25 protein-coding genes are annotated in these 25,195 nt (G+C 70.1%); 7 read left to right on the top strand and 18 right to left on the bottom strand.

Features of this window, described 5'->3' with window-relative positions; all coding sequences use genetic code 11:
* From AB0M47_RS33225 to AB0M47_RS33200, 6 genes are all read right to left on the bottom strand, one after another.
* Nucleotides 1-605 (bottom strand): Clp protease N-terminal domain-containing protein (locus tag AB0M47_RS33225; protein WP_363421119.1); only part of this gene is annotated, 605 nt, incomplete at its 3' end.
* A gap of 302 nt (nucleotides 606-907) precedes the next feature.
* Nucleotides 908-1,261, bottom strand: coding sequence for an Lsr2 family protein (locus AB0M47_RS33220; RefSeq protein WP_253758724.1), 354 nt, complete (start codon nucleotides 1,259-1,261; stop codon nucleotides 908-910).
* A 504-nt stretch (nucleotides 1,262-1,765) separates the two neighbouring features.
* Nucleotides 1,766-2,524 (bottom strand): type III pantothenate kinase, encoded by a 759-nt coding sequence (locus AB0M47_RS33215; RefSeq protein ID WP_363421117.1) that lies wholly within the window; start codon nucleotides 2,522-2,524, stop codon nucleotides 1,766-1,768.
* A 2-nt stretch (nucleotides 2,525-2,526) separates the two neighbouring features.
* Nucleotides 2,527-3,435: a carboxylating nicotinate-nucleotide diphosphorylase gene (nadC, locus tag AB0M47_RS33210; RefSeq protein WP_363421115.1), complete on the bottom strand. Its 909-nt coding sequence runs from the start codon at nucleotides 3,433-3,435 to the stop codon at nucleotides 2,527-2,529.
* Nucleotides 3,432-5,075 (bottom strand): L-aspartate oxidase, encoded by a 1,644-nt coding sequence (locus tag AB0M47_RS33205; protein WP_363421113.1) that lies wholly within the window; start codon nucleotides 5,073-5,075, stop codon nucleotides 3,432-3,434. The genes nadC and AB0M47_RS33205 overlap by 4 nt, the downstream gene beginning before the upstream one ends.
* 80 nt (nucleotides 5,076-5,155) lie before the next feature.
* The gene (locus tag AB0M47_RS33200) at nucleotides 5,156-6,019 is read right to left on the bottom strand and encodes a septum formation family protein (protein WP_363421110.1); all 864 of its coding nucleotides are present in this window, start codon (nucleotides 6,017-6,019) and stop codon (nucleotides 5,156-5,158) included.
* A 111-nt stretch (nucleotides 6,020-6,130) separates the two neighbouring features.
* On the opposite strand from AB0M47_RS33200, the gene AB0M47_RS33195 reads away from it, so the two are divergent.
* Both AB0M47_RS33195 and AB0M47_RS33190 read left to right on the top strand, forming a co-directional pair.
* Nucleotides 6,131-7,639, top strand: a complete 1,509-nt coding sequence (locus AB0M47_RS33195; RefSeq protein WP_363421108.1) for an MFS transporter — start codon at nucleotides 6,131-6,133, stop codon at nucleotides 7,637-7,639.
* Complete coding sequence (locus AB0M47_RS33190) at nucleotides 7,620-8,216, top strand: TetR family transcriptional regulator (RefSeq protein ID WP_253758737.1); 597 nt, start codon at nucleotides 7,620-7,622, stop codon at nucleotides 8,214-8,216. The genes AB0M47_RS33195 and AB0M47_RS33190 overlap by 20 nt, the downstream gene beginning before the upstream one ends.
* A 29-nt stretch (nucleotides 8,217-8,245) precedes the next feature.
* Here the strand turns inward: AB0M47_RS33190 and panD are convergent, their stop codons facing one another.
* From panD to paaA, 8 genes are all read right to left on the bottom strand, one after another.
* On the bottom strand, nucleotides 8,246-8,659 hold the full coding sequence (gene panD, locus AB0M47_RS33185) for an aspartate 1-decarboxylase (RefSeq protein WP_363421105.1): 414 nt from the start codon (nucleotides 8,657-8,659) through the stop codon (nucleotides 8,246-8,248).
* On the bottom strand, nucleotides 8,656-9,480 hold the full coding sequence (panC, locus tag AB0M47_RS33180; protein ID WP_363421103.1) for a pantoate--beta-alanine ligase: 825 nt from the start codon (nucleotides 9,478-9,480) through the stop codon (nucleotides 8,656-8,658). Before panC ends, panD begins: the two co-directional genes overlap by 4 nt.
* On the bottom strand, nucleotides 9,477-10,379 hold the full coding sequence (locus AB0M47_RS33175; RefSeq protein ID WP_363421101.1) for a Rossmann-like and DUF2520 domain-containing protein: 903 nt from the start codon (nucleotides 10,377-10,379) through the stop codon (nucleotides 9,477-9,479). Before AB0M47_RS33175 ends, panC begins: the two co-directional genes overlap by 4 nt.
* Before the next feature lie 255 nt (nucleotides 10,380-10,634).
* Nucleotides 10,635-11,657 (bottom strand): 2Fe-2S iron-sulfur cluster-binding protein, encoded by a 1,023-nt coding sequence (locus tag AB0M47_RS33170; protein WP_363421099.1) that lies wholly within the window; start codon nucleotides 11,655-11,657, stop codon nucleotides 10,635-10,637.
* Nucleotides 11,658-12,119, bottom strand: coding sequence for a 1,2-phenylacetyl-CoA epoxidase subunit PaaD (gene paaD / locus AB0M47_RS33165; protein ID WP_363421097.1), 462 nt, complete (start codon nucleotides 12,117-12,119; stop codon nucleotides 11,658-11,660).
* Nucleotides 12,113-12,772, bottom strand: a complete 660-nt coding sequence (gene paaC, locus AB0M47_RS33160) for a 1,2-phenylacetyl-CoA epoxidase subunit PaaC (RefSeq protein ID WP_363421121.1) — start codon at nucleotides 12,770-12,772, stop codon at nucleotides 12,113-12,115. Before paaC ends, paaD begins: the two co-directional genes overlap by 7 nt.
* A 23-nt stretch (nucleotides 12,773-12,795) precedes the next feature.
* Nucleotides 12,796-13,068 carry a 1,2-phenylacetyl-CoA epoxidase subunit PaaB gene (gene paaB / locus AB0M47_RS33155; protein ID WP_363421095.1) on the bottom strand — a complete coding sequence of 91 codons (273 nt, stop codon included), beginning with the start codon at nucleotides 13,066-13,068 and terminating at the stop codon, nucleotides 12,796-12,798.
* On the bottom strand, nucleotides 13,065-14,069 hold the full coding sequence (gene paaA, locus AB0M47_RS33150; protein ID WP_363421093.1) for a 1,2-phenylacetyl-CoA epoxidase subunit PaaA: 1,005 nt from the start codon (nucleotides 14,067-14,069) through the stop codon (nucleotides 13,065-13,067). Before paaA ends, paaB begins: the two co-directional genes overlap by 4 nt.
* A 165-nt stretch (nucleotides 14,070-14,234) precedes the next feature.
* On the opposite strand from paaA, the gene AB0M47_RS33145 reads away from it, so the two are divergent.
* The 4 genes from AB0M47_RS33145 (at nucleotide 14,235) to AB0M47_RS33130 (ending at nucleotide 18,796) form a co-directional block, all read left to right on the top strand.
* Nucleotides 14,235-15,149: a hypothetical protein gene (locus tag AB0M47_RS33145; protein WP_363421091.1), complete on the top strand. Its 915-nt coding sequence runs from the start codon at nucleotides 14,235-14,237 to the stop codon at nucleotides 15,147-15,149.
* Nucleotides 15,149-16,042 carry a serine hydrolase gene (locus AB0M47_RS33140; RefSeq protein WP_363421089.1) on the top strand — a complete coding sequence of 298 codons (894 nt, stop codon included), beginning with the start codon at nucleotides 15,149-15,151 and terminating at the stop codon, nucleotides 16,040-16,042. Before AB0M47_RS33145 ends, AB0M47_RS33140 begins: the two co-directional genes overlap by 1 nt.
* A 34-nt stretch (nucleotides 16,043-16,076) precedes the next feature.
* Nucleotides 16,077-17,027, top strand: a complete 951-nt coding sequence (locus tag AB0M47_RS33135) for a hypothetical protein (protein WP_363421088.1) — start codon at nucleotides 16,077-16,079, stop codon at nucleotides 17,025-17,027.
* 65 nt (nucleotides 17,028-17,092) lie between these two features.
* Nucleotides 17,093-18,796, top strand: a complete 1,704-nt coding sequence (locus tag AB0M47_RS33130) for a hypothetical protein (RefSeq protein ID WP_363421086.1) — start codon at nucleotides 17,093-17,095, stop codon at nucleotides 18,794-18,796.
* Between the two features lie 52 nt (nucleotides 18,797-18,848).
* On the opposite strand, the gene AB0M47_RS33125 is transcribed toward AB0M47_RS33130, so the two are convergent.
* The 4 genes from AB0M47_RS33125 to AB0M47_RS33110 form a co-directional block, all read right to left on the bottom strand.
* The gene (locus tag AB0M47_RS33125; protein ID WP_363421084.1) at nucleotides 18,849-19,703 is read right to left on the bottom strand and encodes a menaquinone biosynthesis protein; all 855 of its coding nucleotides are present in this window, start codon (nucleotides 19,701-19,703) and stop codon (nucleotides 18,849-18,851) included.
* 11 nt (nucleotides 19,704-19,714) lie between these two features.
* Nucleotides 19,715-20,950, bottom strand: coding sequence for an MFS transporter (locus tag AB0M47_RS33120; RefSeq protein ID WP_363421082.1), 1,236 nt, complete (start codon nucleotides 20,948-20,950; stop codon nucleotides 19,715-19,717).
* A 40-nt stretch (nucleotides 20,951-20,990) separates the two neighbouring features.
* Entirely contained in the window at nucleotides 20,991-22,295 is a 1,305-nt protein-coding gene (locus AB0M47_RS33115; protein ID WP_363421081.1) for an MFS transporter, read from the bottom strand.
* An 86-nt stretch (nucleotides 22,296-22,381) separates the two neighbouring features.
* Entirely contained in the window at nucleotides 22,382-22,954 is a 573-nt protein-coding gene (locus AB0M47_RS33110) for a metalloregulator ArsR/SmtB family transcription factor (protein ID WP_363421079.1), read from the bottom strand.
* Between the two features lie 148 nt (nucleotides 22,955-23,102).
* Here AB0M47_RS33110 and AB0M47_RS33105 point away from each other — a divergent pair, with 148 nt between their 5' ends.
* A complete protein-coding gene (locus AB0M47_RS33105) occupies nucleotides 23,103-25,103 on the top strand; it encodes an AAA family ATPase (RefSeq protein ID WP_363421077.1) in 2,001 nt (666 codons plus the stop codon).
* The last annotated feature ends 92 nt before the right edge of the window (nucleotides 25,104-25,195 follow it).

Raw genomic sequence — 25,195 nt, 5'->3', positions numbered from 1 at the left:
AACACCTGCATGACCCGCTCGATCTCCTTCTCCCGGCCGATCACGGGGTCGAGCTTGCCCTCCCGCGCCGACTGGGTCAGGTTACGACCGAACTGGTCGAGCACCAGGCTCGTCGACGGCGCGGTCTCGCCCGTCGCGCTGGTTCCGGCGGCCGCCGGCTCCTTGCCCTGGTAGCCCGAGAGCAGCTGAATGACCTGCTGCCGGACCCGGTTGAGGTCGGCGCCGAGCTTCACGAGCACCTGGGCGGCGACGCCCTCGCCCTCGCGGATCAGCCCGAGCAGGATGTGCTCCGTGCCGATGTAGTTGTGGCCGAGCTGCAGCGCCTCCCGCAGGCTCAGCTCCAGCACCTTCTTGGCGCGGGGGGTGAAGGGGATGTGGCCGCTCGGGGCCTGCTGGCCCTGACCGATGATCTCCTCCACCTGCTGGCGGACACCCTCCAGCGAGATGCCGAGACTCTCCAGCGCCTTCGCCGCGACGCCCTCGCCCTCGTGGATCAGGCCGAGCAGGATGTGCTCGGTTCCGATGTAGTTGTGGTTGAGCATCCTGGCCTCTTCCTGGGCCAGAACCACCACCCGACGCGCTCGGTCGGTGAACCGCTCAAACATCTCCGAGCTCCTCACGTTTACCGCGCTTCGCGGCTTTCTCATCACTCTATCGCTGACCGCCGACACCGCTGGGGTCCGCTGACCGTCGGTCTGGTCACCGTTGTGTATCCGGTTGGTCACTTTCCGTCTATGACAAAGCGGCCTGGACAGGGGTATTACCCCCGCCGGCCGCCGTTGCCACCGACGTATGAGCCAACCTCACTCAACACTGCGGTGTTCCATGCCCGCACCCTTGTACGCGGACAGCGAAATTCGCAGCTGAGTTCCGCGCGTCGCCCGCCCCGCCAGGCGGTCTGCCTGGGTTACTTGCCGCCCGCCTCGTGGTAGGCGTCGATGACCTTCTCCGGAACCCGGCCGCGCGGCTTGACCTTGTGACCGTTCTTCGCCGCCCAGTCGCGTACGCGAGCGTTGAACTCCTTCTGCTCGGCCGCTGCCGCCGCCCGGCGCGCCGGAGCCACCCGCCCGGTCGGGGCGCGTCCGCTGACCTTGGACCCCGCCTCGATATACGGCTCGAGGATCTCCTTCAGCTTCGCGTAGTTGGAGGGCCCGAGGTCGATCTCGTAGTTCGCGCCGTCCAGGCCGAACTTCACCGGACGCACGCCCTCTTCGGTCCCGTCCAGATCATCCTTGTAGACGACGATCTGCTGCCTCGCCATTACTTGCCTCCATCGCCGGGATTCCCGTGTCCAATGTACGTTGGAAGCAGCATAGCGATAATGCGTCGGAAATGGCCAAGGCCTGCTGTCGTTTCGTGATTTTCGCGGACCGCGAGAAATGCGATCCGGATCAAACGATTCGGCGATCGCCGTCGCAGTTGGTATTCGGCCGCTCGCTCTTGGTTCGCTGACCTGGTCAACACGGATCACGCAGCCGTTCCAGCGCTCACAGGCGTACGCCGCCCGCCCGAACGGGCGCCTGGCGTACTCGTGGGATAGCCGTTCGACGGCCGGTCGACACTTGCCATTCACCGAAGGCGGCGCGGTTTCGCTCATTCGAATCCGACGGCGGCGTACGCCGGTCGCCGCGCCGGTCGCCCCTTCGGCCCGGCGGATTCCTGTCGGCGAGAATCGGCGATGCCCTCGGGAAAAGGGAGCCAATAAGGCAGTACGCCCACCGGCGAATTCCCAGGCCAACCAATTTCGGCGGCTTTGGGACCGGAGCTAGAGGTTGCGGTCGAAGATCATTCGGAGGCCGATCAGGGTGATCATCGGCTCGTGGTGGGTGATCGTCCGGCATTCGCCCACGACGACTGGGGCCAGTCCGCCGGTCGCTATGACGGCGGTCACCGGCCCGAGTTCGCCGATCATCCGCTCCACGATTCCGTCGACCTGTCCGGCGAAGCCGTAGACCACCCCGGACTGGAGGCATTCCACGGTGTTCTTGCCGATGACCTTGGGCGGCTTGATCAGCTCGACCTTGCGGAGCTGGGCGGCTCGGGCGGCGAGCGCCTCGACCGAGATCTCGATCCCCGGGGCCAGTACGCCGCCCAGGAACTCCCCCCGCTCGCTCACCGCGTCGAAGTTGGTCGAGGTGCCGAAGTCGACGACGATGGCCGGCCCGCCATAGAGGGTGTGGGCGGCCAGCGTGTTGACCACCCGGTCGCTGCCGACCTCTTTGGGGTTGTCGATGGCCAGTTGGACGCCGGTCTTCACACCGGGCTCGACGATCACGGTCGGGATGCCGCCGTAGTACCGCGTGAGCATGGTCCGCAGCGACCGCAGCGCCGCCGGGACGGTCGAGCACGCGGCCACGCCGGTGATCTCGATGTTGTCCCCGGCGAGCAGCCCGCGGAACATCAGGCCGAGTTCGTCGGCGGTGTTGCGGGCGTCGGTCTTCACCCGCCAGGAGTGGACGATCTTGTCGCCCTCGAAAGTGGCGAGCACCGTATTGGTGTTACCGATGTCGATACACAGCAGCAAGGTCAGCCCCGGGGTCGCAGATCCAACGCGATGTCCACGATAGGGGACGAGTGGGTCAGGCCGCCGACGCTGAGGTAGTCGACGCCGGTCTCGGCGTACTTGCGGGCCACCTCCAGCGTCAGGCCGCCGGTCGCCTCCAGCTCCACCCGCTCGCCCACCGCCACCACGACCTGCCGAAGCAGGTCGGGCACCATGTTGTCCAGCAGCAGGAATTCGGCCCCGGCGTCGGTCGCCTCGACCGCCTCGGCCAGCGTCGTGACCTCCACCTGCACCGGAACGTCCGGGAAGGTCTCGCGTACCCGCTGGTAGGCCGCGGTGATCGAACCCGCCGCGAGCTTGTGGTTGTCCTTGATCATCGCGACGTCGTAGAGGCCCATGCGCTTGTTCGTGCCGCCGCCCGCACGGACCGCGTACTTCTCCAGGACGCGCAGGCCCGGCGTGGTCTTGCGGGTGTCGAGCACGGTCGCGGTGGTCCCGGTCAGCTCGTCGGCCCAGGCCCGCGTGTGGGTCGCCACCCCGGACATCCGGCACAACAGGTTGAGCGCGGTCCGCTCGGCCATCAACAGCACGCGGGTGGGACCGCTCACCGTGGCCAGCACGTCGTCGCGGGTCACTCGCGCGCCGTCTCGCGCGATCAATTCCACACTTGTACGCACACCGCCCGAATCCTCGATCACCAGTGCTTCGACCTCTTCGAAGACGGCGGCGGCGACGTGCAGTCCGGCGACCACGCCGCCGGCTCGGGCGACGACGTCCCCGGTGTCGGTCTGGTCGGCCGGGATGGTGGCGAAGCTGGTGACATCCGTCCAGGTGGGACCGAGATCCTCCAGGAGCGCGGTCTGGACGATGCGCTGGACCTCACCCGGGTCCATGCCTTCGGCGCGGAGCGCCCGCGCGGTCTGTTCCCTCATCGCAGGGGCTCCCAATCGTCGGTGACGCCGCCGTCGGCCAGCCGGGCCAGCAGATGCCCGCGCCAGCTCTCCTCGGCCTGGGGGTGGTCTTCGCGCCAGTGGCAGCCGCGCGTCTCCTCCCGGAGCGAGGCCGCCCGGACCAGGGCGGACGCCACGGTGAGCAGGTTGGTCAGCTCCCAGCCGTCGTTGCCGCGCCGAGGCGTACGCGTGGCGAGTTCGGCGAGCACGGCCTGGGTCTCGGCCAATCCCGCCGCCGTACGTAGGACGCCGGCGCCCCGGGACATGGCCAGCTGCAGGTTGGCCCGCCAGGTCGCCTCGCCCTCGGACGACGGCGGCTCCCCGCCGGGCACCTCGTGCGCGTTGACCGGGTCGGCGAAGTCCGGCTTCTCGGCCGCGATGTCGGCGGCGATCCGGCGGCTGAAGACGAGCCCTTCGAGCAGGGAGTTCGAGGCGAGCCGGTTGGCGCCGTGCACCCCGGTGCAGGCGACCTCGCCACAGGCGTACAGGCCGGGAATCGAGGTGCGCCCCTGCAGGTCGGTCCGGACCCCGCCGCTGGCGTAGTGCGCCGCTGGGGCGACCGGGATCAGGTCCTGCACCGGGTCGACGCCGGCCGCCCGGCAGTACGCCGTGATCGTCGGGAACCGCTCGGTCACCCGCTCGACGTGCCGGGCGTCGAGGTAGACGTGCTCCGCTCCGCTCGCCAGCAGCTGCCGGTGGATGCCCTTGGCGACGATGTCGCGGGGGGCGAGTTCGGCGAGTTCGTGCTGCCCGACCATGAACCGCTTGCCGTCCCCGTCGACCAGGTACGCCCCCTCGCCGCGCAGTGCCTCGGAGACCAGCGGCTGCTGGGCCAAGCCGCTGCCGCGCAGGTAGAGCGCGGTCGGGTGGAACTGGACGAACTCCAGATCGGTGACCGTCGCCCCGGCCCGCAGCGCGAGCGCGACGCCGTCGCCGGTGGACACGACCGGATTCGTGGTGGCGGCGAAGATCTGGCCCATGCCGCCGGTGGCCAGCACGACCGCGCGAGCGTGGATGGCGCCGACGCCGTCGGGCCGGCCCTCGCCGAGGACGTGCAGGGTGATGCCGCAGGCCCGGCCGGTCGCGTCGCGCAGCAGGTCGAGGACGAGCGCGTGCTCGACGAGGCGGATCCAGGGATCGCGGTGCACCGCCGTGTGCAGTGCTCGCTGGACCTCGGCCCCGGTGGCGTCGCCGCCCGCGTGGACGATCCGGTTCGCGTGGTGGCCGCCTTCGCGGGCCAACATCAGCGAGCCGTCCGGATTGCGGTCGAACTGCGTACCCCAGCGGATCAGCTCGCGTACGCGGTCAGGGCCCTCGGTGACCAGCACCTCGACGGCGGCCGGGTCGCACAGGCCGACCCCGGCGACCTTGGTGTCCTCCGCGTGGGCGGCCGGACTGTCGAACGGGTCGAGGACCGCCGCGATCCCGCCTTGGGCCCAGCGCGTCGACCCGTCGTCGATGTTGACCTTGGTCACGACGGTGACGTGCAGGCCGGCCTCACGCAGGTGCAGGGCGGTGGTGAGCCCGGCGACGCCCGATCCGATCACGACGACGTCGGTCGACTCGGCCCAGCCGGGCTCGGGAGCGGGCAACCTCGCGGGAAGCCCGACAGTGTCTGGCATAAGGACAGTCAACCGTTCCCCGGACGTTTCCACTACGGAAACGTAAGCGCGGTCACTCGTGTCCGTTTGCGCGCTGCCGCCTACGCGTAGTGGATGGGCAGGGCCTTCGCGCCCGCGCCCTTGATCGACTTCGTCTTGGTGTCCGGGGAGAACCAGGCGTAGCAGCGGACCTTGTGGTTGCCGCCGGCGAATTCGACCGCCGTCATCGGGTCCCAGAACACGCCGGTGCGGTACTTCATGTCGCTGGAGTACTTCATCCCCACGTACGCGGCGATCCGCTGGTGGCACGCCTTGATCATCTTCGTCCGATCGTTGGCGGCGGCGAAGCTGGCCACCACGATCGAACCGACGTACTCCGCGTTGTGCTTCGCCGTGCAGGCCACCGGCGTGACGCTCTTGCCGCTGGCATAGCTGAAGCAGCCGAGACGGATCGGCGACCCCGGCTTGGCCAGCTCGCCCTTCAGCGACCCGGTGTGGGTGGTCTCCTCACCGAAGACCTGCTCCAGGGTGATCAACTCGCAGCGGTACCAGTGGGCGCCGCCGGTCCAGGCGGCGGCGGTCGGCAGGGTCAGCCCGAACCAGAGCTTGCCGTCGTGCCAGTCGCCGCCGACGAACTCGTTGACCTTGGTCTCGCAGGTCCGCGCCAGCTTGAGGTAGTCGGCGGTCCCGCTCTTCGGCGGCGCGGTCAGGGCGTCGTCGGTGCCGACGTAGACCGTCTCGGTCATGTGCGACTGTGCGCAGTCGACCGGCTGGTAGCTGCTGCGATAGCCGGTGGTGGCGTACGCCGAATGGCAGGTGTCCGCGCTGGGAGTGAAGCCGTCCGGGGCGGGGAGTGCCGCCCACTGGTCGGTCAGGTTCCCGTCGACCCCGTCCGGCAGACCGCAACCGGTCAGCCCCAGGACAGCGGCGCCCGCCAGCGCCACGGTCGCGATCCAGCGCCGCATCGTCATCTCCCCAAGTCCCCGTTCCGATGTCTCGGAGTGCGGAGCTTACGACATGACAGCGCTTCACGTTGCCCTTGACAGAGCCGCACTTTTGAGAGTTACCCTCAAAACATGGTTACTCTCACTTCGGTACGCCGATCGCGCTGGTGGATTCTGGCGGTCCTGGCGTTGTCCGTCCTGGTCATCGGCCTGGACGGCACGGTGCTCAACGTGGCCTTGCCGACGCTGGCCGACGATCTCGACGCCGGCACCGACGACCTGCAGTGGATCGTGGACTCCTACATCGTGGTCTTCGCCGTCGCACTGCTCCCGGCCGGCCTGCTCGGCGATCGGCACGGCCGCAAACGGTGGCTCATCGCCGGACTGCTGCTGTTCGGCGCGGCCTCCGCCGTCGCCGCGTACGCCGAGAGCGTGCCGCAACTGGTCGCGGCGCGGGCGGTCATGGGCCTCGGCGCCGCCCTGATCATGCCGCTGACGATGTCGGTGCTCCCCGTCGTCTTCGACCGGGCGGAACGGCCCCGGGCCATCGCCACCTGGTCGATCGCGGTCGCTCTCGGCGTACCGATCGGGCCGGTCCTCGGCGGATATCTCCTCGATCATTTCCATTGGGGGTCGATCTTCCTGATCAACATCCCGGTCGTGGTGGTCGCCGTGCTCGCGGCCGCGGTCCTCCTCCCGGAGTCGAGGGATCCCCATGCACAACGGGTGGATCTCCCTGGAGCGGTGCTCTCGGTGGCCGGCCTCGGCGCCTTCGTCTACGGCGTCATCCTCGCCCCGGTCGAGGGCTGGGCCACTGCCTTCCCGTGGATCGCCGCCGGGGTGGTGGTCCTGGGGCTCTTCTGGATCCGGCTCGGGCGGTCGGCGTACCCGTTGATCGACCGCAGGCTGTTCGCGGACCGGAACTTCCTGTGGGGTTCGCTGGCCGCCACGGCCGCGAGCTTCGCGATGATGGGCGTGCTGTTCGTGGTGCCGCAGTACCTCGCGGCGAGGATGCGGTACGACGCGCTGGGCGTGGGTGTGCGGCTGTTGCCGATGATCGGGGGCCTGATCGTGGCCGCGCGCCTCGGGACCCGAGTGGCGGCTCGACTGGGCGCGCGGGTGGTGGTGTCGGCGGGCCTCGCGGTGGCGGCGGCCGGGCTCGGCCTGGGCGCGCTGACCGGGCGTGCCGACGGGTACGCCTGGACCGCGCTGTGGTTGACGGTGCTGGGCTTCGGCCTCGGGCTGTGCATGCCGTCAGCGATGGACGCGGTGCTGGCCAGCCTGCCCGAGGGCAAGAGCGGGGTCGGCTCGGGCGCGGTGCAGGCGATGCGGCAGGTCGGCGGCGCGTTGGGAGTGGCGGCGCTCGGCAGCCTGCTCTCAGCGGTCTACACCGCGCGGCTGGACACCTCGGGACTACCCCCGGCGGTCGCCTCCGCCGCCGAGGAATCGGTCCTGGCGGCGGTCCGTGTGCCGAACCTCGACGCGGTGCCGGCCTTCCTGGCCGGGATGTCCGCGGTCCTCGCCGTCAGCGGTGCGGTCGTCCTGCTGGGAGCAGTGCTCTCCGCGCTGTTCCTGCCCGGCCGCCCCGTCACGACGGCCGTCCCTGGCGCAGAATCAGCACATGCCCGACTCGAGGTCTGACGTCCAACCGGGATTGCGCGAGCGGAAGAAGGCCAAGACGCGCAAGGCGATCCAGGAAGCGGCCATGCGACTGATCCGGGAACAGGGCTACGACGCCACCACCGTGGATCAGATCGCGGCCGCCGCCGAGGTCTCGCCGGCGACCTTCTTCCGGTACTTCCCCACCAAGGAAGACGTGATCATCCAGGACGAGTACGACCCGATGTTCGTCGAGCGCTGGCACGAGCTGACCCCGGCCGGCTCGCCGATCGGCCGCATCCGGGAAGTCATCCGCAGCACGTTCACCGGCCTGCCCCGACGCGACGTCGACGCCATCCGCGAGCGTACGGTGCTCATGTTCACGACGCCCCAGGTCAAGGCCCGGGTCTGGGACAACTGGCTCAATACCCAGCACGTGTTCGACGAGCTCATCGGCGAGCACCTGGGGCTGCCGGTCTCGCATCCCCGCGTACGCGCGACGACCGGCGCGATGATGGGGGCGATCCTCGCGGTCTTCGAGACGTGGATCGCCGACCCGGAGAAGGACCTCGCCGAACTCGTCGACGAGGCCCTGTCCTATCTCGAAACCGGTCTCTGACCGGTCTTCGGCTGTCTTTGGCGGTCGGCTCAGGCGCGGCCGCTGACCAGGTCGCCGACCATCCCGGGGACGGCCTCGGCCGGGTCGGCGCCCAGCTCGATGATCTTGTTGTCGGCGTCCACGTGGACCACCCGAGGCTGATACGTCCGCGCCTCGGCGTCGTCGAACTGGGCGTACGCGATCATGATCACCAGGTCGCCGGGGTGGACGAGATGCGCCGCCGCGCCGTTGATGCCGATCACGCCCGAGCCCGGCGCGCCCTCGATCACGTACGTCTCGAGCCGGGCGCCGTTGGTGACGTCGACGATCGCGACCTTCTCACCGGGCAGCAGGTCGGCCGCGGCCATCAGCTCGGAGTCGACCGTGACGGATCCGACGTAGTGCAGGTCGGCCTGGGTCACCGTGGCCCGGTGGATCTTGGACTTGAGCATCGTGCGGATCATCGGTCACTCCCCAGGTGGATGTGCGTGTTGTCGATCAGGCGAGTGGTCCCGACGCGGGCCGCCACCAGCAGCCGCGCCTCGCCGGTCTCGGGAGCCGGCCCGAGGTCGGGGGCTCTCAATTCCAGGTAGTCCGGCTGCACGCCGGTCAGCTCCGCACCCGCCGTGGCGAGCACGTCGCCGCCGGCGAGCGCCGCCGCCGCCCCGGCACGCAGTGCACGGGACAGGGCCAGAGCCAGCGTCCGCTCGTCGGCCGAGAGGTAGCGATTGCGACTGGACATCGCCAGGCCGTCCGCCTCGCGTACGGTCGGCACGCCGACGATCTCGACGCCGAGGTCCAGCGTCCGCGCCATCGCCTTGATCAGGGTGAGCTGCTGGTAGTCCTTCTCCCCGAAGAACGCCGCGTCCGCGCCGGTCAGGTGCAGGAGCTTGCAGACGACGGTCAGCACACCGGCGAAGTGGCCGGGGCGTACCGCGCCTTCCAGCTCGACGCCGAGCGGACCCGGATCGATCAGGATCGACGGCTCGCCCTCGGGGTACATCACGTCGGGCGTGGGGGCGAAGACCAGGTCGACGCCCTCGGCGCGGCAGATCTCCAGGTCGGCGTCCAGCGTCCGGGGGTAGCGCTGGAAGTCCTCGGTCGGCCCGAATTGCAGCGGGTTCACGAAGATCGTCGCGATGAGGAAGTCCGCGTGCTTGCGGGCCTCGCGCATCAGGGTGGCGTGGCCGTCATGGAGCGCGCCCATGGTCATCACGACCGCGACCCGGCCGTCAGCGCGGCCGCGCGCGACTTCGAGGTCCGCGCGACTCGTCACGAGATTCATGAATGCACCGTCTCCGGCTTGCCGGCCAGCACGTCGAGCAGTGGCTCGGCGTCGGTGGGGCGCAGCCGTCCGACGGCGATCGCCCGATCGGCGGTACGCCGAGCCAACGCCAGGTACGCGGGAACCGAATCGGGGGCGACGGCGCCCATCGCGGCGACGTGCTTGGCGACCGTCCCCGCGTCACCCCGCGAGACCGGACCGGTCAACGCGGCATCACCGCTGGCCAGGGCGTTCTCCAGGGCAGCGCGCAGCAACGGTGCGAGCACCTTCTCGGGGTGCGTGACGCCCGCGTCGCGGAGCCGATCGGCTGCCTCGTTGACCAGCGTCACCAGGTGGTTCGCCCCGTGCGCGAGGGCGGCGTGATAGAGCGGACGATCCTGCTCGTCGATCCATTCGAGCTGCCCCTGCAGGTCGTCGACGAGATCGTGGGCGATGACGGCCAGCTCCGGCGGAGCGGTCACGCCGAAGGAGATGCCGTCTTCGAGCCGGGCCAGGTCGGCCGGCGTACCGGTGAAGGTCATCGCGGGGTGCAGCGCCAGCGGACGGGCGCCGACAGCGCGCGCCGGCTCCAGTACGCCCAGCCCGTGCGCGCCGGAGGTGTGCGCCACGACCTGACCGGGGTGCAAGGCGCCGATCCCGGCGAGCCCGGCCACCACGGCGGCCAGCGCGTCATCCGGTACGGCGATGATGAGCAGGTCATGAGCCTCGCGCGCGACCTGATCGGCCGGGAGGTTGCGAGCCTGCGGGAGAAGGGTGGCGATCCGGTGCTTGGCAGCGGCGGATACGCCCGAGGCGGCCACCACGTGGTGACCCGCGGCGGCCAGCGCCGCGCCCAGGATGGCGCCGACCCGTCCGGCGCCGATGACGCCGACGGTCAAACTGCGCGACTGTGCGCTCATAGACGATCCAGTCCTCGAAGGTGGGGTACCGGTCGCCACCAGTATCACCGCTTGTCCCGGATGCTGGACAAGAGCTTGTGAACACTTTCACGGCCGGGCAGTACATCGGGTAAAACGCCCGATATGCCGCTCCCGCATCCCTGATGAGACCGACACCACCTTGGACGGCACTCGCCGTTGATCATGGAGTTTCCGGTCACGACACACCGGCGAGACCACAGTTAACTCCATGATCAACGGCTCAAAAAGGGGGGCTCAGGCGTCGTAGTCGACGACGAGCTCCGCGGAGGTCGGGTGGGACTGGCAGGTCAGCACGTATCCGGCGGCCGTCTCGGCCGGGTCCAGGGCCCAGTTGGCCGCCATCTCGACCGTCCCGGAGACCACCCGAGCCCGGCAGGTCGAGCAGACTCCGCCGCGGCAGGCGTACGGGAGTTCCGAGCGGTGCCGCAGGGCGGCGTCCAGCACCCGTTCGCCGCTGCCCATGGTGAACGACGTGGCGCGCCCGTCCAGCCGGATCTCCACCTGGACGTCTCCCGCGTCGGAAGGCGCTTCCGGCGGGGTGGGCACCGGGCCGACGTGGAACAGCTCCACATGCACCTGCGCCCCGGTCGCGGCGACCGCCGACCGCGCGCTCTCGACCAGGCCGAGCGGACCACACAGGAACCATTCGTCGACCGGTCCGACCACGGGCAACAGCTCGGTCACGAGGTCGGCGGTGATCCGGCCGTGCAACGGCGCGCCCGGCTCCCGGGACAGCACGTGCAGCACTTGCAGCCGATCCGGGTAGCGGTCCTTGAGGTCGGCCAGCTCGTCGACGGCGAACGCGCTGCCCGACGTCCGGTTGGCGCAGATCACCGCGAAGGTGCTGTGCGGTTCGAGGTCGAGCGCGGCTCCGGCCAGGGAGAGCACGGGCGTGATCCCGGAACCGCCGACGATCGCGCCGTACCGCCGCTTCCGGGCCGCCTCGAACGGGCTGGTGAACCGGCCCAACGGCGCGGAGACCGCCACTTGCATACCGGGCGCCAGGGATGCCGCGATCGCGGAGAACTCGCCGTCCGGCAGCAGGCGTACGCCGACCGACAACGAGCCCCGGGCGGCCAGGTCGGCCGGGGTCGAGCAGATCGAGTACGACCGCCGCAGCTTCTCGTCCAGCGTCACGTGCTGGCCGGCTCGGAACGCGAAGGCCGCCCGCAGCTCGGCAGGGACGGCGAAGGTGATGACCACCCCGTCCGCGCAGGCCGGTTCGACGGCGCCGACGGTCAGCGTCTCGAATCTCACCTAAAACCGCCTTACATGGTCGAACGGCTCCAGACACGACGTGCACCGCCAGATCGACTGGCATGCGGTCGGCCCGAACCGGCTGATCTCCTCGGTCCGCCCGGAACCGCAGCGCGGGCACACCGGCGCCAGGGTCAGCGCGACCGGTCCGGCCGTCGGCGGTGCGATACCCGCTCGTTCGAGCGCCGCCCGCCCCGACGCCGTGATCATGTCGGTGCTCCACGGCGGGCTCAGCACCGTCACGACCTCCACCGCCGGGTGGCCGACCCCGGCCAGGGCGCTGCGGATGTCGTCCCGGATCGCGTCCATCGCCGGGCAGCCCGCGTACGTCGGAGTGATCTCCACGCGTACCGTCTGGTCCGGCTGGACCCGCACGGACCGCAGGATGCCCAGCTCGGCGATGGTGACCACGCGCAGCTCGGGGTCCAGCACCGCGCCCGCGACGGCCCGCAGGTCTACCATCTCGCGCCGGGATGTGCGCGATGCAGGACCTGCATCTCGGCCAGCAGATAGCTCAGGTGCTCGGTGTGCTGCCCCGCGCGGCCGCCGAGCTTGGGCTCGGGCTCCGCGGGCCGCTCGAGCCCGGCCTCCGCGAGCACCGGCTCGATCACGGCCAGCCAGGCCGCGCGATCCTGGGCCAGGTCGAACGTGTACGCCCAAAGGCGCTGGACGGCGCCGGTCATCCGATGGTGGGACTCCGGGGTTCCGTCACCGAGCCGCCGCGTCCACAGGCTCGCGTGGTCGAAGTGGTAGGCGGATTCCTTGACCGTCTTGGCCGCGATCTCCCCCAGCGGCCCGCCTTCGGCCGCGAGCACCTCGTAGGTCTGGCGTTGCGCCGCCGACAGGAACAGCAGCTTGGCGATCGTCCAGCCGAAGTCGAGGTCGCCCCGGGCAGGCCCGTTGGGCAGCTCGACGAGCAGACAGTTGCGGAACTCGCGATCGTCCCGTCCGTAGGCCAGTCGGTCCTCGTCACCGGCGAGCGACAGGAACAGCCGGGCCGCCCCGAGCTGGTCGAGCGCGATGTTGGCGAGCGCGACGTCTTCCTCCATCGTCGGCGCGCGCGAGGCCCACTCGGCGAGCCGCTGCGCCGCGAGCAGCGCGTCGTCGCCGAGCATGATCGGATCGTGCGCCAGCTCGGTCACAGGTGCGGCGCTCCTTCGGGGACCTCGTAGAACGTGGGGTAGCGGTAGATCTTGTCAGCGGCCGGGGCGAAGAACGGGTCCTTCTCCTCCGGGCTGCTCGCCGTGATGTCGGCAGCCCGGACGACCCAGATCGACACGCCCTCCAGCCGGCGGGTGTAGACGTCGCGCGCGTTGCGCAGCGCGGTCTCCGCGTCGTCGGCGTGCACGCTGCCGGCGTGGGTGTGCGACAGCCCGCGCCGAGGCCGGATGAACACCTCCCAAAGGGTCATCGATCTCCTGCTTTCTTCCGGGCGTACGCGGCTGCGGCCTCCCGCACCCAGGCCCCTTCGTCGTGGGCCCGGCGACGGTGGGCCATCCGTTCGGCGTTGCACGGGCCGTCCCCGGCGACCACTCGCATGAGTTCGGCGTAGTCCGGCTCGGTGAAGTCGTGGTGCCCGCGTTCGTCGTTCCAGCGCAGATCCGGGTCCGGGATCGTCAGCCCGAGCACCTTGGCCTGCGGTACGCACATGTCGACGAACCGCTGCCGCAACTCGTCGTTGGAATGCCGCTTGATCTTCCAGCCCATCGACTTCGCGCTGTGCGTCGACTGGGTGTCCGGCGGGCCGAACATCGCGAGGGACGGATACCACCAGCGGTCCAGCGAGTCCTGCGCCATCGCCCGCTGTTCCGGGGTGCCGTGACTGAGAGTGTGCAGGATCTCATAGCCCTGCCGCTGGTGGAAGGATTCCTCCTTGCAGATGCGGATCATCGCGCGGGCGTACGGCCCGTAGGAGCAGCGGCACAGCGGCACCTGGTTGACGATCGCCGCGCCGTCCACGAGCCAGCCGATCGCGCCGACGTCGGCCCAGGTCAACGTCGGATAGTTGAAGATCGAACTGTACTTCTGACGGCCTTCGATGAGGGCGTCGACGAGTTCCTCCCGGGTGACGCCGAGCGTCTCCGCCGCGGCGTAGAGGTAGAGCCCGTGCCCGGCCTCGTCCTGCACCTTCGCGAGCAGGATCGCCTTACGTTTCAGGGTCGGCGCGCGGCTGATCCAGTTGCCCTCGGGCTGCATGCCGATGATCTCGGAGTGCGCGTGCTGGGCGATCTGCCGGACGAGCCCCTTGCGGTAGTCGTCGGGCATCCAGTCGCGGGGCTCGACCTTCTGGTCGGCCTCGATCACGGCATCGAACCATGCCTGCACGTCGTCGCCTCGCGCGAGCCGCCGATCGCCCGCCGCGAGCAGCTCGGCCTCGGCCGCCGCGACCTGGTCCAGCAGTCTCTCACCCATCCGTCCAGTGTTACAGCTCGCGCCGGTTTCGGGCAAGCTCTGTCACACCTTCCCGGCCGCCGCCCAGCACCGGCGTAGCCGCTTCCGATGCTGATGGCCTAGGGTGGGGTGCTCCAGAAGGACCCCCGACCACCCCTGATTCACCACCCCCGGAGTAGCCCCCTCATGCCCACCCGCCGAGCCCTGCTCGTCGTGGCCTGCCTGAGCGTCGTCGCAGGCCTCGGCCTGTTGCTGGGCACCACCTTGTATCCGTCGCACGCGGCCGGCCTCCCGTTCGCGCCCGCGTCGCCGTCGGCCTCGAAGTCGCCGGAACCGCCTCCGCCACCGACCCTGCGCGAGACCACTCCGGTCCAGGTGAAGCTGGCCACCGGGGCGGCGTACGCCTGGTCGCTGCTGGATCGGGCGACCGGGACGACCACCGGCTCGGCGAACTCGACGAGCTACCACAACACCACCGAGTCGATGGTGAAGGCGTGGTTGGTCGCCGACTTCCTCAAGCGCCTGGGCGACCGGGATCCGACCGCCACCGAGAAGCAGAAGATGTCGACGGCGATCCGGGACAGCAACGACGACTCGGCGCAGTGGCTGTATCTCAAGGACGGCGGCAACTCCTCGATCAAGCGGCTGTTCAGCACCTGCGATCTCACCGACCAGCCCGTGCTCAAGAGCGGCTGGTGGAGCATGACGCAGCTGACCGCCCGCGACGCGGCCCGGATGGGCGACTGCATCGCCGACGGCACGGCGGCCGGCGACAAGTGGACGTCCTACCTGCTGAACGAGATGGAGCACGTACGCGGCACCGCCGCCACCGCCGACCAGCACGCCACATGGGGCGGCGGTCACTGGGGCATCGTCGACGGCCTGCCCGCTCAGCTTCAATCCGACACCGCGATCAAGAACGGCTGGACGTTGATCAATGCGGACGGCAAGTGGCACGTGAACTGCCTCGCCGTCCACAGTGACTGGACGCTCGCCGTGCAGGTGAGGTACCCGGGCAAACTCGGTCTGGCGTACGGGGCGAACGTCTGCAAGTCCGTGGCACAGCAACTCGTCTACCAACCGGCCTCCGCGGAGGGTTGATGTCTAAGGCATCCGGCTGGCTCCTGGCCTTCGCAGTCGCCGCCATCCTGCTCGGCGGCGCCGCCGTGTACGCGGCGTTCCCCCACTCGACACCGAGCCCCACCTCGCACGAGCCGACCGGGAGTCCGTCGGCGGAGGCGACCGGGGAACCGTCGGCCGACCCGGCCCCGACCGGGGCTACGGTGCCGGCGAACATGTCGGACCTGCTCGTCGGCCCGCACGCCGTGAAGGTCAAGATGACCGGGAAGTACTCCTGGGCGCTGATGGACCTGCGGACGGGCAAGATCTACGGCTCGGACAACATGCACGACACGCAGAAGACGGCGTCGATGATCAAGGCCTGGATCGCCGCGGACTATCTGCGCCGCCAGGCCGAGAACGGCAAGACGCCGAGTTCCACCTATCTGGACCTCGCGGCCAAAGCCGTCCAGCGCAGTGACAACAACGCGGCCAGCACGCTGTTCAGCGCGGTCGGCAACTCGGCCTCGACCAAGCGCATGATCTCGATGTGCAAACTCGAGGACTCGAAGGCTGACGACAACTGGAGCAACACCCTGCTCTCGGCGTACGACACGGCGAAGCTCGGCGCGTGCATCTCCTCCGGCACGGCGGCCGGCGAGAAGTGGACGCCTTGGTTGCTGACGAAGATGCGGACAACCATCCTCGGCACCTGGGGCATCAAGAAGGCGTTCACCGACGACATCGCGAAGACCATCGCGATCAAGAACGGCTGGGTCGACCGGCAGGCCACGCAGACCTACACCGTGAACTGTCTGGCCATCGGCGACAAATGGTCGATGGGTGTGATGACCTCATACCCGTTGAGTTTCTCCAATGGCGAGGCCTACGGTGCGGGCATCTGCAAACAGGTCGCCACAGCACTGAAGAACTGAAGACCCCTCCACCCCTCCCCCCTCGGAGTCTCCCTTGGCGCGCAGGAACTTTCCCCTGGTCCTCGCCACGTGCGCGGTGATCGTCGGCGTCGGCCTGGTCGGCACCGCGGTGTACGCCAAGCTCTCCCCGACCGCCAAGCACACCGGCGGCTCGGGCGGCGGAGTGTCCGCGTCGGCTTCGCCGACCAAGTCGCCGGAGCCGCCCCCGCCGCCGACGCTCAACGGGGACCTGCCGGTCACCGTCACGACGCCGACCGGCGGCTTCTTCGCCTGGGCGTTCTACGACCGGCGGACGAACAAGATGACCGGGTCGGCCAACAGCGCCACCAAGACGAACTCCACCGAGTCGATGATCAAGACGTGGCTGGTCTCGGACTACCTGCGCCGCCTGGGCGCGAAGGAGCCGACCACGACCGCCCTCAACTACGTCAAGACGGCGATCATCAACAGCAACGACAACTCCGCGTCCTGGCTGTACAGACAGGACGGCGGGTCGGCGGCGATCAGCCGGATGGTCAAGACCTGCGGCCTCAAGGGCACCAAGGCGAACAGTCTGGGCTGGGCGTACACCACGATGACGGCGCAGGACGCGGTCCGGCTGGGCCTGTGCGTCGGCGACGGCCGGGCCGCCGGGGAGAAGTGGACCGACCACGTCCTGTCGCTGATGAAACAGGTGCAGGGCACCACCGCCGCCAAGGACCAGCAGAAGACCACCGGCGGCGGCCACTGGGGCATCATCGACGGCCTGCCGAAGAACCTCGTCCCCGAGACGAGCATCAAGAACGGCTGGACGATGCTCTACAAGGACGTGCTCTGGCACGTCAACTGCCTGGCCGTCCACGACGACTGGGTGCTGGCCGTGCAGGTCCGGATCAAACCGGTGAAGTCCGCCTCCGGGCAGAAGGACTCGGCCGGCCTCGCGGCCGCGGCGAAGGTCTGCGCGACGGTGGCGAAACAGTTGACCTACCAGGCTCCCGCGGCCTGACCGGTCGGCTCTTGCACAACTCCCAGTGAATCGTCAGGATCTCCTCGACCGACGGGGAGGTTTAGATGTACGCACGTGAGGCATCGGCCGGCGTACTGGCCGTGACCCTGCTCGTCACGGGGTCCACGACCCCGCTGCAGACGCCGGTACGGGTGCCGACGAAGGTCACCGCCCCCACCAAGCCACGGCCGGTCCTTCCCGGCGCGCGTACGCCGGACTCGAAACTGGCGGCGGCGACCGCGCTGCCACGGAGCGACTATTCGCGGCTCGACGAGATCTACAAGCTCAACGACTACGACCTCACGGCGCGGCGGGCGCCGTCCGGCCTGGTACGCCCGGCGCCGGCAACCGATCCGACCGGGCCGACGAAGGCCGACTTCGACGGGGACGGCCTCGACGACCTGGTCGTGACGATGCTCGTCCGGGGCGTCGTCGTCGACTACTCGAAGTCGCACACCGCCGACGTGCTGCTGGCACCGCCTAAAGCGACCTTCCAGGCGAAGGTCGCCGCCGGGGACTTCGACGGCGACGGTTACGACGATCTCGTCGTGGCCAACGCCTACGACTACGTCACCCTGCCGGTGTTGCACCGGAAGACCGGTCCGACGAACCGAAGCGTGAGCGTCCTGCCCGGACAGTTGCGGATCTTCCGCGGCGGCCCGGACGGGCTGCGGACGGACACCGTCACCCGAATCCGCGCCACCGATCTCGGCCTGTCGCCCCGCGACTACGACGCATGGTTCGGCACCGCCCTGGCGACCGGGGACCTCAACGGCGACGGCCGCGACGACCTGGCCGTCGGCGTGCCGCTGAAGACCGTGGGCACGGCCGAGAACGCCGGCGAGGTGATCATCCTGCTCAGCGGCCCCACCGGCCTCACGGCAGCCGGGGCCAAGACGGTGCGCCGGGGGATGCCCGGCGTACCCGAGGCGGTGGCCGCTGGGGACGAGTTCGGCTACTCGCTGGCGATCGGCAAGATCACCGGCGACCAGTACGCCGACCTCGTGGTCGGCGTACCCGGCGACTGGTGGCCCGGCGGCTATTCGCCGGGGTGGCCGGCTGCCAACGGAAGCGTGACGCTGTTCCGCGGTTCGGCGAACGGCGTCTCGCTGAGCGGGGTCACCGAGGCGTTGGGCTGGGACACCCGGTACATCGACTGGGCCGACGTCGGCGGGGTCAACGCCTTCGGCTTCGACGTCAAGGTGGCCGATCTCAACAACGACGGCCGGGCCGAGGTCTTCATCCTGTGGATCGGCGGCGTCGTGATCGTCGCCGGTTCGGCGTCCGGGCTGACCCCGACCGGCCGCAAGAACCTGCTTCAGCACACCGCCGGAATGCCGGCGTACGTCCAGAAGGTCGACTGCACCCGGATCTCCGTCGGGGACATGAGCGGCGACGGGCATCCGGATCTGCTGTGGACCTGCCCGTCGGGTTCGGAGTGGAACGGCAAGGAGTGGGTCCGGATTCCGGGGGCAGCGGTCTTCCTTCCCGGCACGACGTCCGGCTTCTTCACCCTGACCGGGGTGAAGCAGTTCACCCAGCAGTCGCTCAACGTGACCGGCAACGTCGGGGATGAACCCGCGATGCTCAATCTGGACGGCACCGGCCCGTTGGAGGCGATCCTCGTGTGCTCCGACTTCTTCAACGACCGGCACGGCTCCATCGCCGTCCTCAAGAGCGGAACATCGCCCACTCTCCTAGGCAACGTCACCGGGGAGACCTACGGGATGGAGTCCCCCTGGCAGTTCGACTGGGCCACGATCGACTGACCCTCAGATCGCTCCCTGGCCCCCGTGGATCGGTGCACCCGGTCTGCGGGGGTCAGGCCGCGAAGAAGGCCGGCCCGTCCGGTCCCAGCGCGGGCGCGGCCCCGACCTCGGCGGCCCGGCGGGCGAACTCGCGTGCCCCGGCGACCTGGCGCTCCCCGAGGGAGAAGTCGAGCGTACGGAAGTAGCCGGCGAGGGTGGCCGCGTCGAACGGCTCCCAGCGCGCCGCCGCCTCGGCGACCTCGTCGATCTCGGCCAGCGACAGGTCCCGCGAGCGCAGGAACGCCTCGTGGACGTCCTTGACCAGGCCCGGGTGGGCGACGGCGAACTCCCGGCGGACCGCCCAGACGGCGAAGACCATCGGCAGCCCGGTCCACTCTCGCCAGGCCGCGCCCAGGTCGGTGACGGTCAGCCCACGCTGGGGCGCTTCGTAGAGCGCGCGCAGGGCCACATCGCCGATCAGCACCCCGGCCGGAGCCTCCAGCATCATCTCGGTGAGGTCGGGCGGGCAGCGGAAGTAGGTCGGCTTGACCTCATGCCGCTGCTCCAGCAGCAGCTGGGCCAGCAGCACCCCGGTACGCGAGGTCGACCCGAGCGCGACCCGGGCGCCGTCCAGCTGCTCGAGCGGCAGGGTCGAGACGAGGTTGACGCTGAGCACCGGCCCGTCCGAGCCGACCGCGATGTCCGGCAGGATGAGCAGCTCGTCGGCGTGCCGCAGGTACTCGACCAGCGAGATCGGGCCGATGTCGAGGTCGCCGGCGACCAGGGCGGAGTTCAGCCGATCGGGGGAGTCCTTGACGAGGTCGACGTCGATCAGCGAGCCGGTACGCATCAGGCCCCAGTACAGGGGCAGGCAGTTCAGGAACTGGATGTGCCCCACCCGGGGCCGGCGTACCGCTGCTGAGCTCACGGAACCGAAGGCTACTCCTGCGGCTGGGGCACCCGATCGGCGAGGACGGGCGAGGTGACCAGTTCCGACGACCGCGCCGCCGCGCGTACCCAGGGAGAAATGAACGCGACGGTGACCACAGCGATGACTCCGCAACCCAGGATGATCATGCGCGGCGTGAGGTTCGCGGTGAGCGCCAGACCAGCGAAGAGGTAGCCGGCCAGCAGCGAGGCCTGGACCGCGGCCTGCATGATCGCGGCGACGTGGCCGCGGTTCGCGACCGGCGACCGGCGGGCGACCAGGGTCGTGACGAGCACATTGGCCGCCCCGTTGAGCAGGCCGCCGGCCAGCCAGATCGGCACCATCCACGGCGCGGAGCCGACCGCCGCGAGCAGCACCACGCCGGTCGCGGTGATCGCGAGCGAGCCGAACAGCCAGCCGCTGAGCCGCGCGTCGGGCGCCTTCTCCGCGAGTTTCGCCTGGCCCCACGCGCCCGCGACCATGCCGATCGGCCAGGTCGCCATGATCAGACCGTAGGTCTGCGCCGACGACTCCAGCGTCTCGCGCACGAAGAACACGGCCACGACGTCGACCGCGCTGATCGCGCCGACGACCGCCGCGAGTCCGATGAAGACCACCTTGAGCAGCCGGTCCATGGGCGGTCGCGCCGCGCCGGCCGCCGCCGGATGCTCCTCGCCCATCCTCGTGCCCCGACGGGTACGCACCAGGAGCCCGCCGACGACGGTCGCGAGGAATCCCACCGCCGCCCAGCGCAGGGTGCTCGGGGCCGACCCGACCGCGTGGTACGCGAATCCGGCGATCGGCGGGCCGAACATCGAGCCGATGACGGTGGCGGACTGGTTGATCGCGCCCGCCCGGGGCAGGTCCTCTTCGGTCACCATGACCGGGAGGAGCGCCGCGCGTACGGGCAGGCCGAGTGCGGTTCCCGCGTAGATCAGCAGCACGCAGGCGATCCGCGTTACGGTCGACCCGGCGAACGACAGCAGCAGACAGCCGGCGATCTGCACGACGCCGGCGACCACCATCAGCAGCCGCGAGTCGAACCGGTCGGCGAGCCGTCCCGTGACCGGCGCGAGCGCCACGACCGGCAGCGACGCCGCCACCGTGACGCCGGCCACCGCGAGTCCGGTCGCGCCCGTGTCCTGCAAGGTCAGGATGAGCGTGGTGAGCGCGAGGTACGCTCCCGAACCCGAGATGATCTGCGAAACGGCGATGATCCAGACGTCGAGCCAGGCGGACTTTCGCATCCGGTGACCCTAACTTTCCTGGCCGCACGCCCGCTGTCCGCTATTTGGCTGAGGCCTGCTGCGCCCTGGCATCGGCGGTCGCCCCGTCAAGCGCTGGATCAGGGTTCTCCGTCGAATCTTGGGCCGAGATTCGACTCGGATCCGTGATCCGGTGCGTCTCCTGGCGTTCCCGGCGGACGGCGGTGCGGATCCAGGGCGCGATCGCCAGCACGGCCAGCACCCCGAGTACGCCGCCGGCGGCCAGCACGGTCCGGGGCTGCCACCATTCGAGGACGAGCCCACCCATCGCGAACCCGAACAGGGCGGCGCCTTGGACGGCGGCGTTGAGCCGGGCGGACAACCGGCCGCGGGCGTGCTCCGGGGCGCGGCGGCCGAAGACGGTGAACACCTGCACGTTCTCCGCTCCGTTGAGGCCGCCGCCGAGCAGCCACAGCGGCACGATCCAGGCGACCTCGGGGGCCAGCGACGACACCGCCAGGACCGCGCAGGTCAACGCGAGGGCGATGAATGCTCCGGCGACGATCGAGGTGTCGCCCGCTCGCCGGATCAGCCGGGCGGTGATCCACGTCCCGGCGATCATCCCGACCGTCCACATGCTGTTGATCACCCCGTACGCGCTGCTCGATGCGCCAAGCGTCTCCTTCACGTAGAAGACCTCGACGACGTTGGCGGCCGCGATGCAGCCGACCACCACGGCGAACCCGATCGTGACCACTCGCAGCAGGCCGTCCATGCGTACCGGGGCGGTCTCCGCGCGTGCGTCGGCGGGGCGCTGATCGCCACCCCGTCGCGTCCGGAGCGACAGCCCCGCGATGATCGTCGCGGAGAACGCGACCGCCGCCACCCGCAGCGTGGCCTGCGTACCGAGGCCGTCCTGGGCGAACCCGGCGACGGCGGGCCCGGCGATCGCGCCGATCGAGCCGGCGGTCTGGGCGATGCCGCTCGCCTTGGGCAGGTCCTCCCGGCTCGCCATGGTCATCATCAGCGCCTGCCGCACCGGCTGCGCGATCGCCGTGCCGACGAAGACCAGGGTGAGCAGCGCGACCCGAGGCACCATGCCGTCCACAGCCGACAGGGCGAGACACGCCCCGACCTGTACGCCGCCGGCCACGAGCAGCAGCAGCCGCGAGTCGACCCGGTCGGCGAGCCGGCCCGTGATCGCCGCCAGCAGCACGATCGGCAGCGCCTCGGCGATGATCACGGCCGCGACGGCGGGTCCGCCCCGGCCCTCCTCCTGGAGCGTCAGCATCAGCGTGGTGAGCACCAGGAACGAGCCCATGTTCGTCACGGCGTTGGAGCCCGCCGCGATCCAGACGTCGCGCCACCGCGTAGACGTGAAAGACATATTGCGAAAATACATTTTCACATCTGCGCGCACAAGTCCCGGTGCGGGCACGGCGCCGGTTCACTGGGGAAGCGCGCGGACGAGCTTTACTGGGGAAGCGCGCGGACGAGCATCGAGACGATCCGGGCGGCCGCCGGCGCGTTGTCCTGCCGCACACTGCGGCGGTACCGCCCGACGAGCTGGGCGATCTGCTCGGTCAGCTCGGTCAGCTCCTCGGCGGTGACCATGATCATGGTCTCGTTGATCACGGTCGCCTCGCGCCAGTCGTCCGGTTCGGCCTCGTACTGATGCCGCCACCGGGTCAGCCGCTCCTGGCTTCGGGCGAGCAGGAGATCCAGCAGCTGCTCCTTGAGCGCCTTCATCTCCTGGTCGTCATCGGCGTCGGTGTCCACCTCGATGTGCGTCTCGCCAGGCCCTCGGTAGACCCGCTCCCGGCCGTCGCCCCGGCTGGGCGCGTCGTGGATGATTCCGGCCTTCGCCAGGGCGCGCAGGTGATAGCTCGTGGCGCTCGGACTGAGCCCGGCGACCTCGGCCGCCTCGGTCGCGGTGATCTCTCGCGACGTGGACCCGAGGTACTCCAGAATCGCCAGCCGGGCCGGGTGCGCCAGCGCCCGGATCACTGACGGATCGGTGATCTTGTGAGAGGTGTCCCCGGGCACGCTCGAATAATAGGTTGCCGAGCGGCGAATATGCGCGAGTAGCATGGTCGGCTCATCCCGATGAATGGCACAGCCGACACCGCCCGGCGGGTCCCACGCGGCCCGCGGCGGAGCGCCGGGCGGCCCGAACTGCCTTCAGGGAGTAGCAGTGACGCCCGAGCTCGACCACGAACTAGCCGCCGAGCGTACGCACCTCACCGTCAGCCGAGCCGCCTTGCAGGCGATGCGCGAGCACGTCGAGGTCCTGTTCGCCACCGGTGACAAAGTCGCCGGCGACCCCTTCTCCGCCGAGACCCTCGGCCGCGCCCTGGCCAAGCGGATCAAGGAGCTGGCCGACGACCCGAACACACCCCTGTTCTTCGGCAAACTCACCTTCGGGGCAGACGCCGCCGACGCCGAGAGCGCCGGTCACGCCTTCCACATCGGCCGCCGGCACGTCACCGACGCCGCCGGGGAGCCGATGGTCCTGGACTGGCGAGCACCCGTCTCCCGCTCGTTCTACCGGGCGAGCGCGTCCGACCCGCAGGACATCGCGGTCCGCCGCCGGTTCGGCTTCAACGCCGGCGAGCTGACCAGCTTCGAAGACGAGCACCTGACCCTCGGCGAGGAACTCGGCACGAAGAGCGCGATCCTCACCGCCGAAATCGAACGGCCCCGCGTCGGCCCGATGCGCGACATCGTCGCCACCATTCAGCCGGAGCAGGACGAACTCGTCCGGGCCGCGCTGGAGGAGTCGATCTGCGTACAGGGGGCGCCGGGCACCGGGAAGACGGCCGTCGGCCTGCACCGCGCGGCGTACCTGCTCTACCTGCACCGCGAACGGCTGCGCCGGGCGGGCGTACTGATCCTGGGGCCCAACCGGGCGTTCCTGCGCTACATCGCCGCCGTCCTCCCGGCGCTGGGCGAGATCGAGGTCAGCCAGTCCACGGTCGACGATCTGATCGCGACCGTCGAGGTCCGGGCGGCGGATACGCCCGAGGCCGAGGCGCTCAAGCACGATCCGCGGCTCGCCCAGGTGCTCCACGATCTGCTGTGGCGACGCGTACGCCGGCCGCAGGAGCCGTTGACGGTGCCGGACGACTCCTATCGCTGGCGGGTCGGCGCCGGAGTGCTGGCCCGGATCGTCGACGACGTACGCCGCGGCGAACCCCCGTACGCCCTGGGCCGGGAACACGTCCGAGCCCGGGTCGTCGACCTGTTGCTGCGGCAGTCGGAGGCCCGGCGGGGCGACTCGCCCGGTGAGGCGTGGCGCCGCCGGATGACCAAGGCGAAGCCGGTCGTGGAACTCCTCGACCAGGTGTGGCCCGCGGTCACCCCGGCCGAGCTGGTCTTCGAGTTCCTCACCGCCCCCGAGCACGAACTGCTCACCGAGTCCGAGGCCGAGGTCCTGCGCTGGACGAAGCCGCCGAAGACCGCGAAGTCGGCGAAGTGGACCGCCGCGGACCTGGTTCTCCTCGATGAGGCGGCCGGGCTGATCGAGCGGCCGGGCGGCTTCGGCCACATCATCGTCGACGAGGCCCAGGACCTGTCCCCCATGCAGGCCCGCGCCATCGCCCGACGCAGTACGCACGGCTCCGTCACGCTGCTCGGGGACCTCGCGCAGGGCACCGCGCCCTGGGCGGCGAAGCAGTGGCAGGACACCTTGGGCCACCTCGGCAAGCCCGATGCCGTGGTGACGCCGCTGACCACCGGTTTCCGCGTACCGGAACAGGTCGTCGAGCTGGCGAACCGGCTGCTCCCGGCGCTGGGCGTGGACGTCCCGCCGGCCCAGTCGCTGCGCCCGGACGGGTGGCTCGCCATCCGGCCGACCGCCGCCCCGGAAGCGCTGGCCGAGGCGGTCGAGGCGGCGCTGGCCCAGCCTGGCTCAGTCGGCGTGATCAGCGCACAGGACGCCGTCGACTCCGTCACCCGCGCGCTCGCGAAGTACTCGCCGACCTCGTTGGACGACGACGATCCCGACTCCCGGCTGACGGTGGTCCCCGCGACGCTGGCCAAGGGTCTGGAGTACGACCACGTCATCGTGGTGGAACCGGCCGCCATCGTCGAGGCCGAGGCCCGTGGCCTGCACCGGCTCTACGTCGTCCTGACCCGGGCGGTCACGACGCTGACCGTCCTGCACGACCGCCCCCTCCCCGCCCCCCTCACCTAACCGACCCGTTGATCATGGAGTTAACTGCGGTCTCGCCGGTGTGTCGAGACCGGAAACACAATCATAAACGGGTCGCGGGGGGGGGTGTGGGT

It is taken from the genome of Hamadaea sp. NPDC051192, assembly GCF_040682475.1.
Classification (GTDB): domain Bacteria; phylum Actinomycetota; class Actinomycetes; order Mycobacteriales; family Micromonosporaceae; genus Hamadaea; species Hamadaea flava.
Note: the sequence above shows the minus strand (reverse complement) of the source record. Positions and strands in the feature narration are given on the sequence as shown.

What these genes read in the sequence shown, in the direction of transcription:
- AB0M47_RS33205 (WP_363421113.1), bottom strand. Translation starts at nt 5,075, where the DNA reads ATGCCAGACACTGTCGGGCTTCCCGCGAGGTTGCCCGCTCCCGAGCCC.
- AB0M47_RS33120 (WP_363421082.1), bottom strand. Translation starts at nt 20,950, where the DNA reads ATGCGAAAGTCCGCCTGGCTCGACGTCTGGATCATCGCCGTTTCGCAG.
- AB0M47_RS33220 (WP_253758724.1), bottom strand. Translation starts at nt 1,261, where the DNA reads ATGGCGAGGCAGCAGATCGTCGTCTACAAGGATGATCTGGACGGGACC.
- paaA (WP_363421093.1), bottom strand. Translation starts at nt 14,069, where the DNA reads ATGGGTGAGAGACTGCTGGACCAGGTCGCGGCGGCCGAGGCCGAGCTG.
- AB0M47_RS33145 (WP_363421091.1), top strand. Translation starts at nt 14,235, where the DNA reads ATGCCCACCCGCCGAGCCCTGCTCGTCGTGGCCTGCCTGAGCGTCGTC.
- paaB (WP_363421095.1), bottom strand. Translation starts at nt 13,068, where the DNA reads ATGACCCTTTGGGAGGTGTTCATCCGGCCTCGGCGCGGGCTGTCGCAC.
- nadC (WP_363421115.1), bottom strand. Translation starts at nt 3,435, where the DNA reads ATGAGGGAACAGACCGCGCGGGCGCTCCGCGCCGAAGGCATGGACCCG.
- AB0M47_RS33130 (WP_363421086.1), top strand. Translation starts at nt 17,093, where the DNA reads ATGTACGCACGTGAGGCATCGGCCGGCGTACTGGCCGTGACCCTGCTC.
- AB0M47_RS33140 (WP_363421089.1), top strand. Translation starts at nt 15,149, where the DNA reads ATGTCTAAGGCATCCGGCTGGCTCCTGGCCTTCGCAGTCGCCGCCATC.
- panD (WP_363421105.1), bottom strand. Translation starts at nt 8,659, where the DNA reads ATGATCCGCACGATGCTCAAGTCCAAGATCCACCGGGCCACGGTGACC.
- paaC (WP_363421121.1), bottom strand. Translation starts at nt 12,772, where the DNA reads ATGCTCGGCGACGACGCGCTGCTCGCGGCGCAGCGGCTCGCCGAGTGG.
- AB0M47_RS33115 (WP_363421081.1), bottom strand. Translation starts at nt 22,295, where the DNA reads ATGTCTTTCACGTCTACGCGGTGGCGCGACGTCTGGATCGCGGCGGGC.
- AB0M47_RS33200 (WP_363421110.1), bottom strand. Translation starts at nt 6,019, where the DNA reads ATGCGGCGCTGGATCGCGACCGTGGCGCTGGCGGGCGCCGCTGTCCTG.
- AB0M47_RS33175 (WP_363421101.1), bottom strand. Translation starts at nt 10,379, where the DNA reads ATGAGCGCACAGTCGCGCAGTTTGACCGTCGGCGTCATCGGCGCCGGA.
- AB0M47_RS33190 (WP_253758737.1), top strand. Translation starts at nt 7,620, where the DNA reads ATGCCCGACTCGAGGTCTGACGTCCAACCGGGATTGCGCGAGCGGAAG.
- AB0M47_RS33195 (WP_363421108.1), top strand. Translation starts at nt 6,131, where the DNA reads ATGGTTACTCTCACTTCGGTACGCCGATCGCGCTGGTGGATTCTGGCG.
- paaD (WP_363421097.1), bottom strand. Translation starts at nt 12,119, where the DNA reads ATGGTAGACCTGCGGGCCGTCGCGGGCGCGGTGCTGGACCCCGAGCTG.
- panC (WP_363421103.1), bottom strand. Translation starts at nt 9,480, where the DNA reads ATGAATCTCGTGACGAGTCGCGCGGACCTCGAAGTCGCGCGCGGCCGC.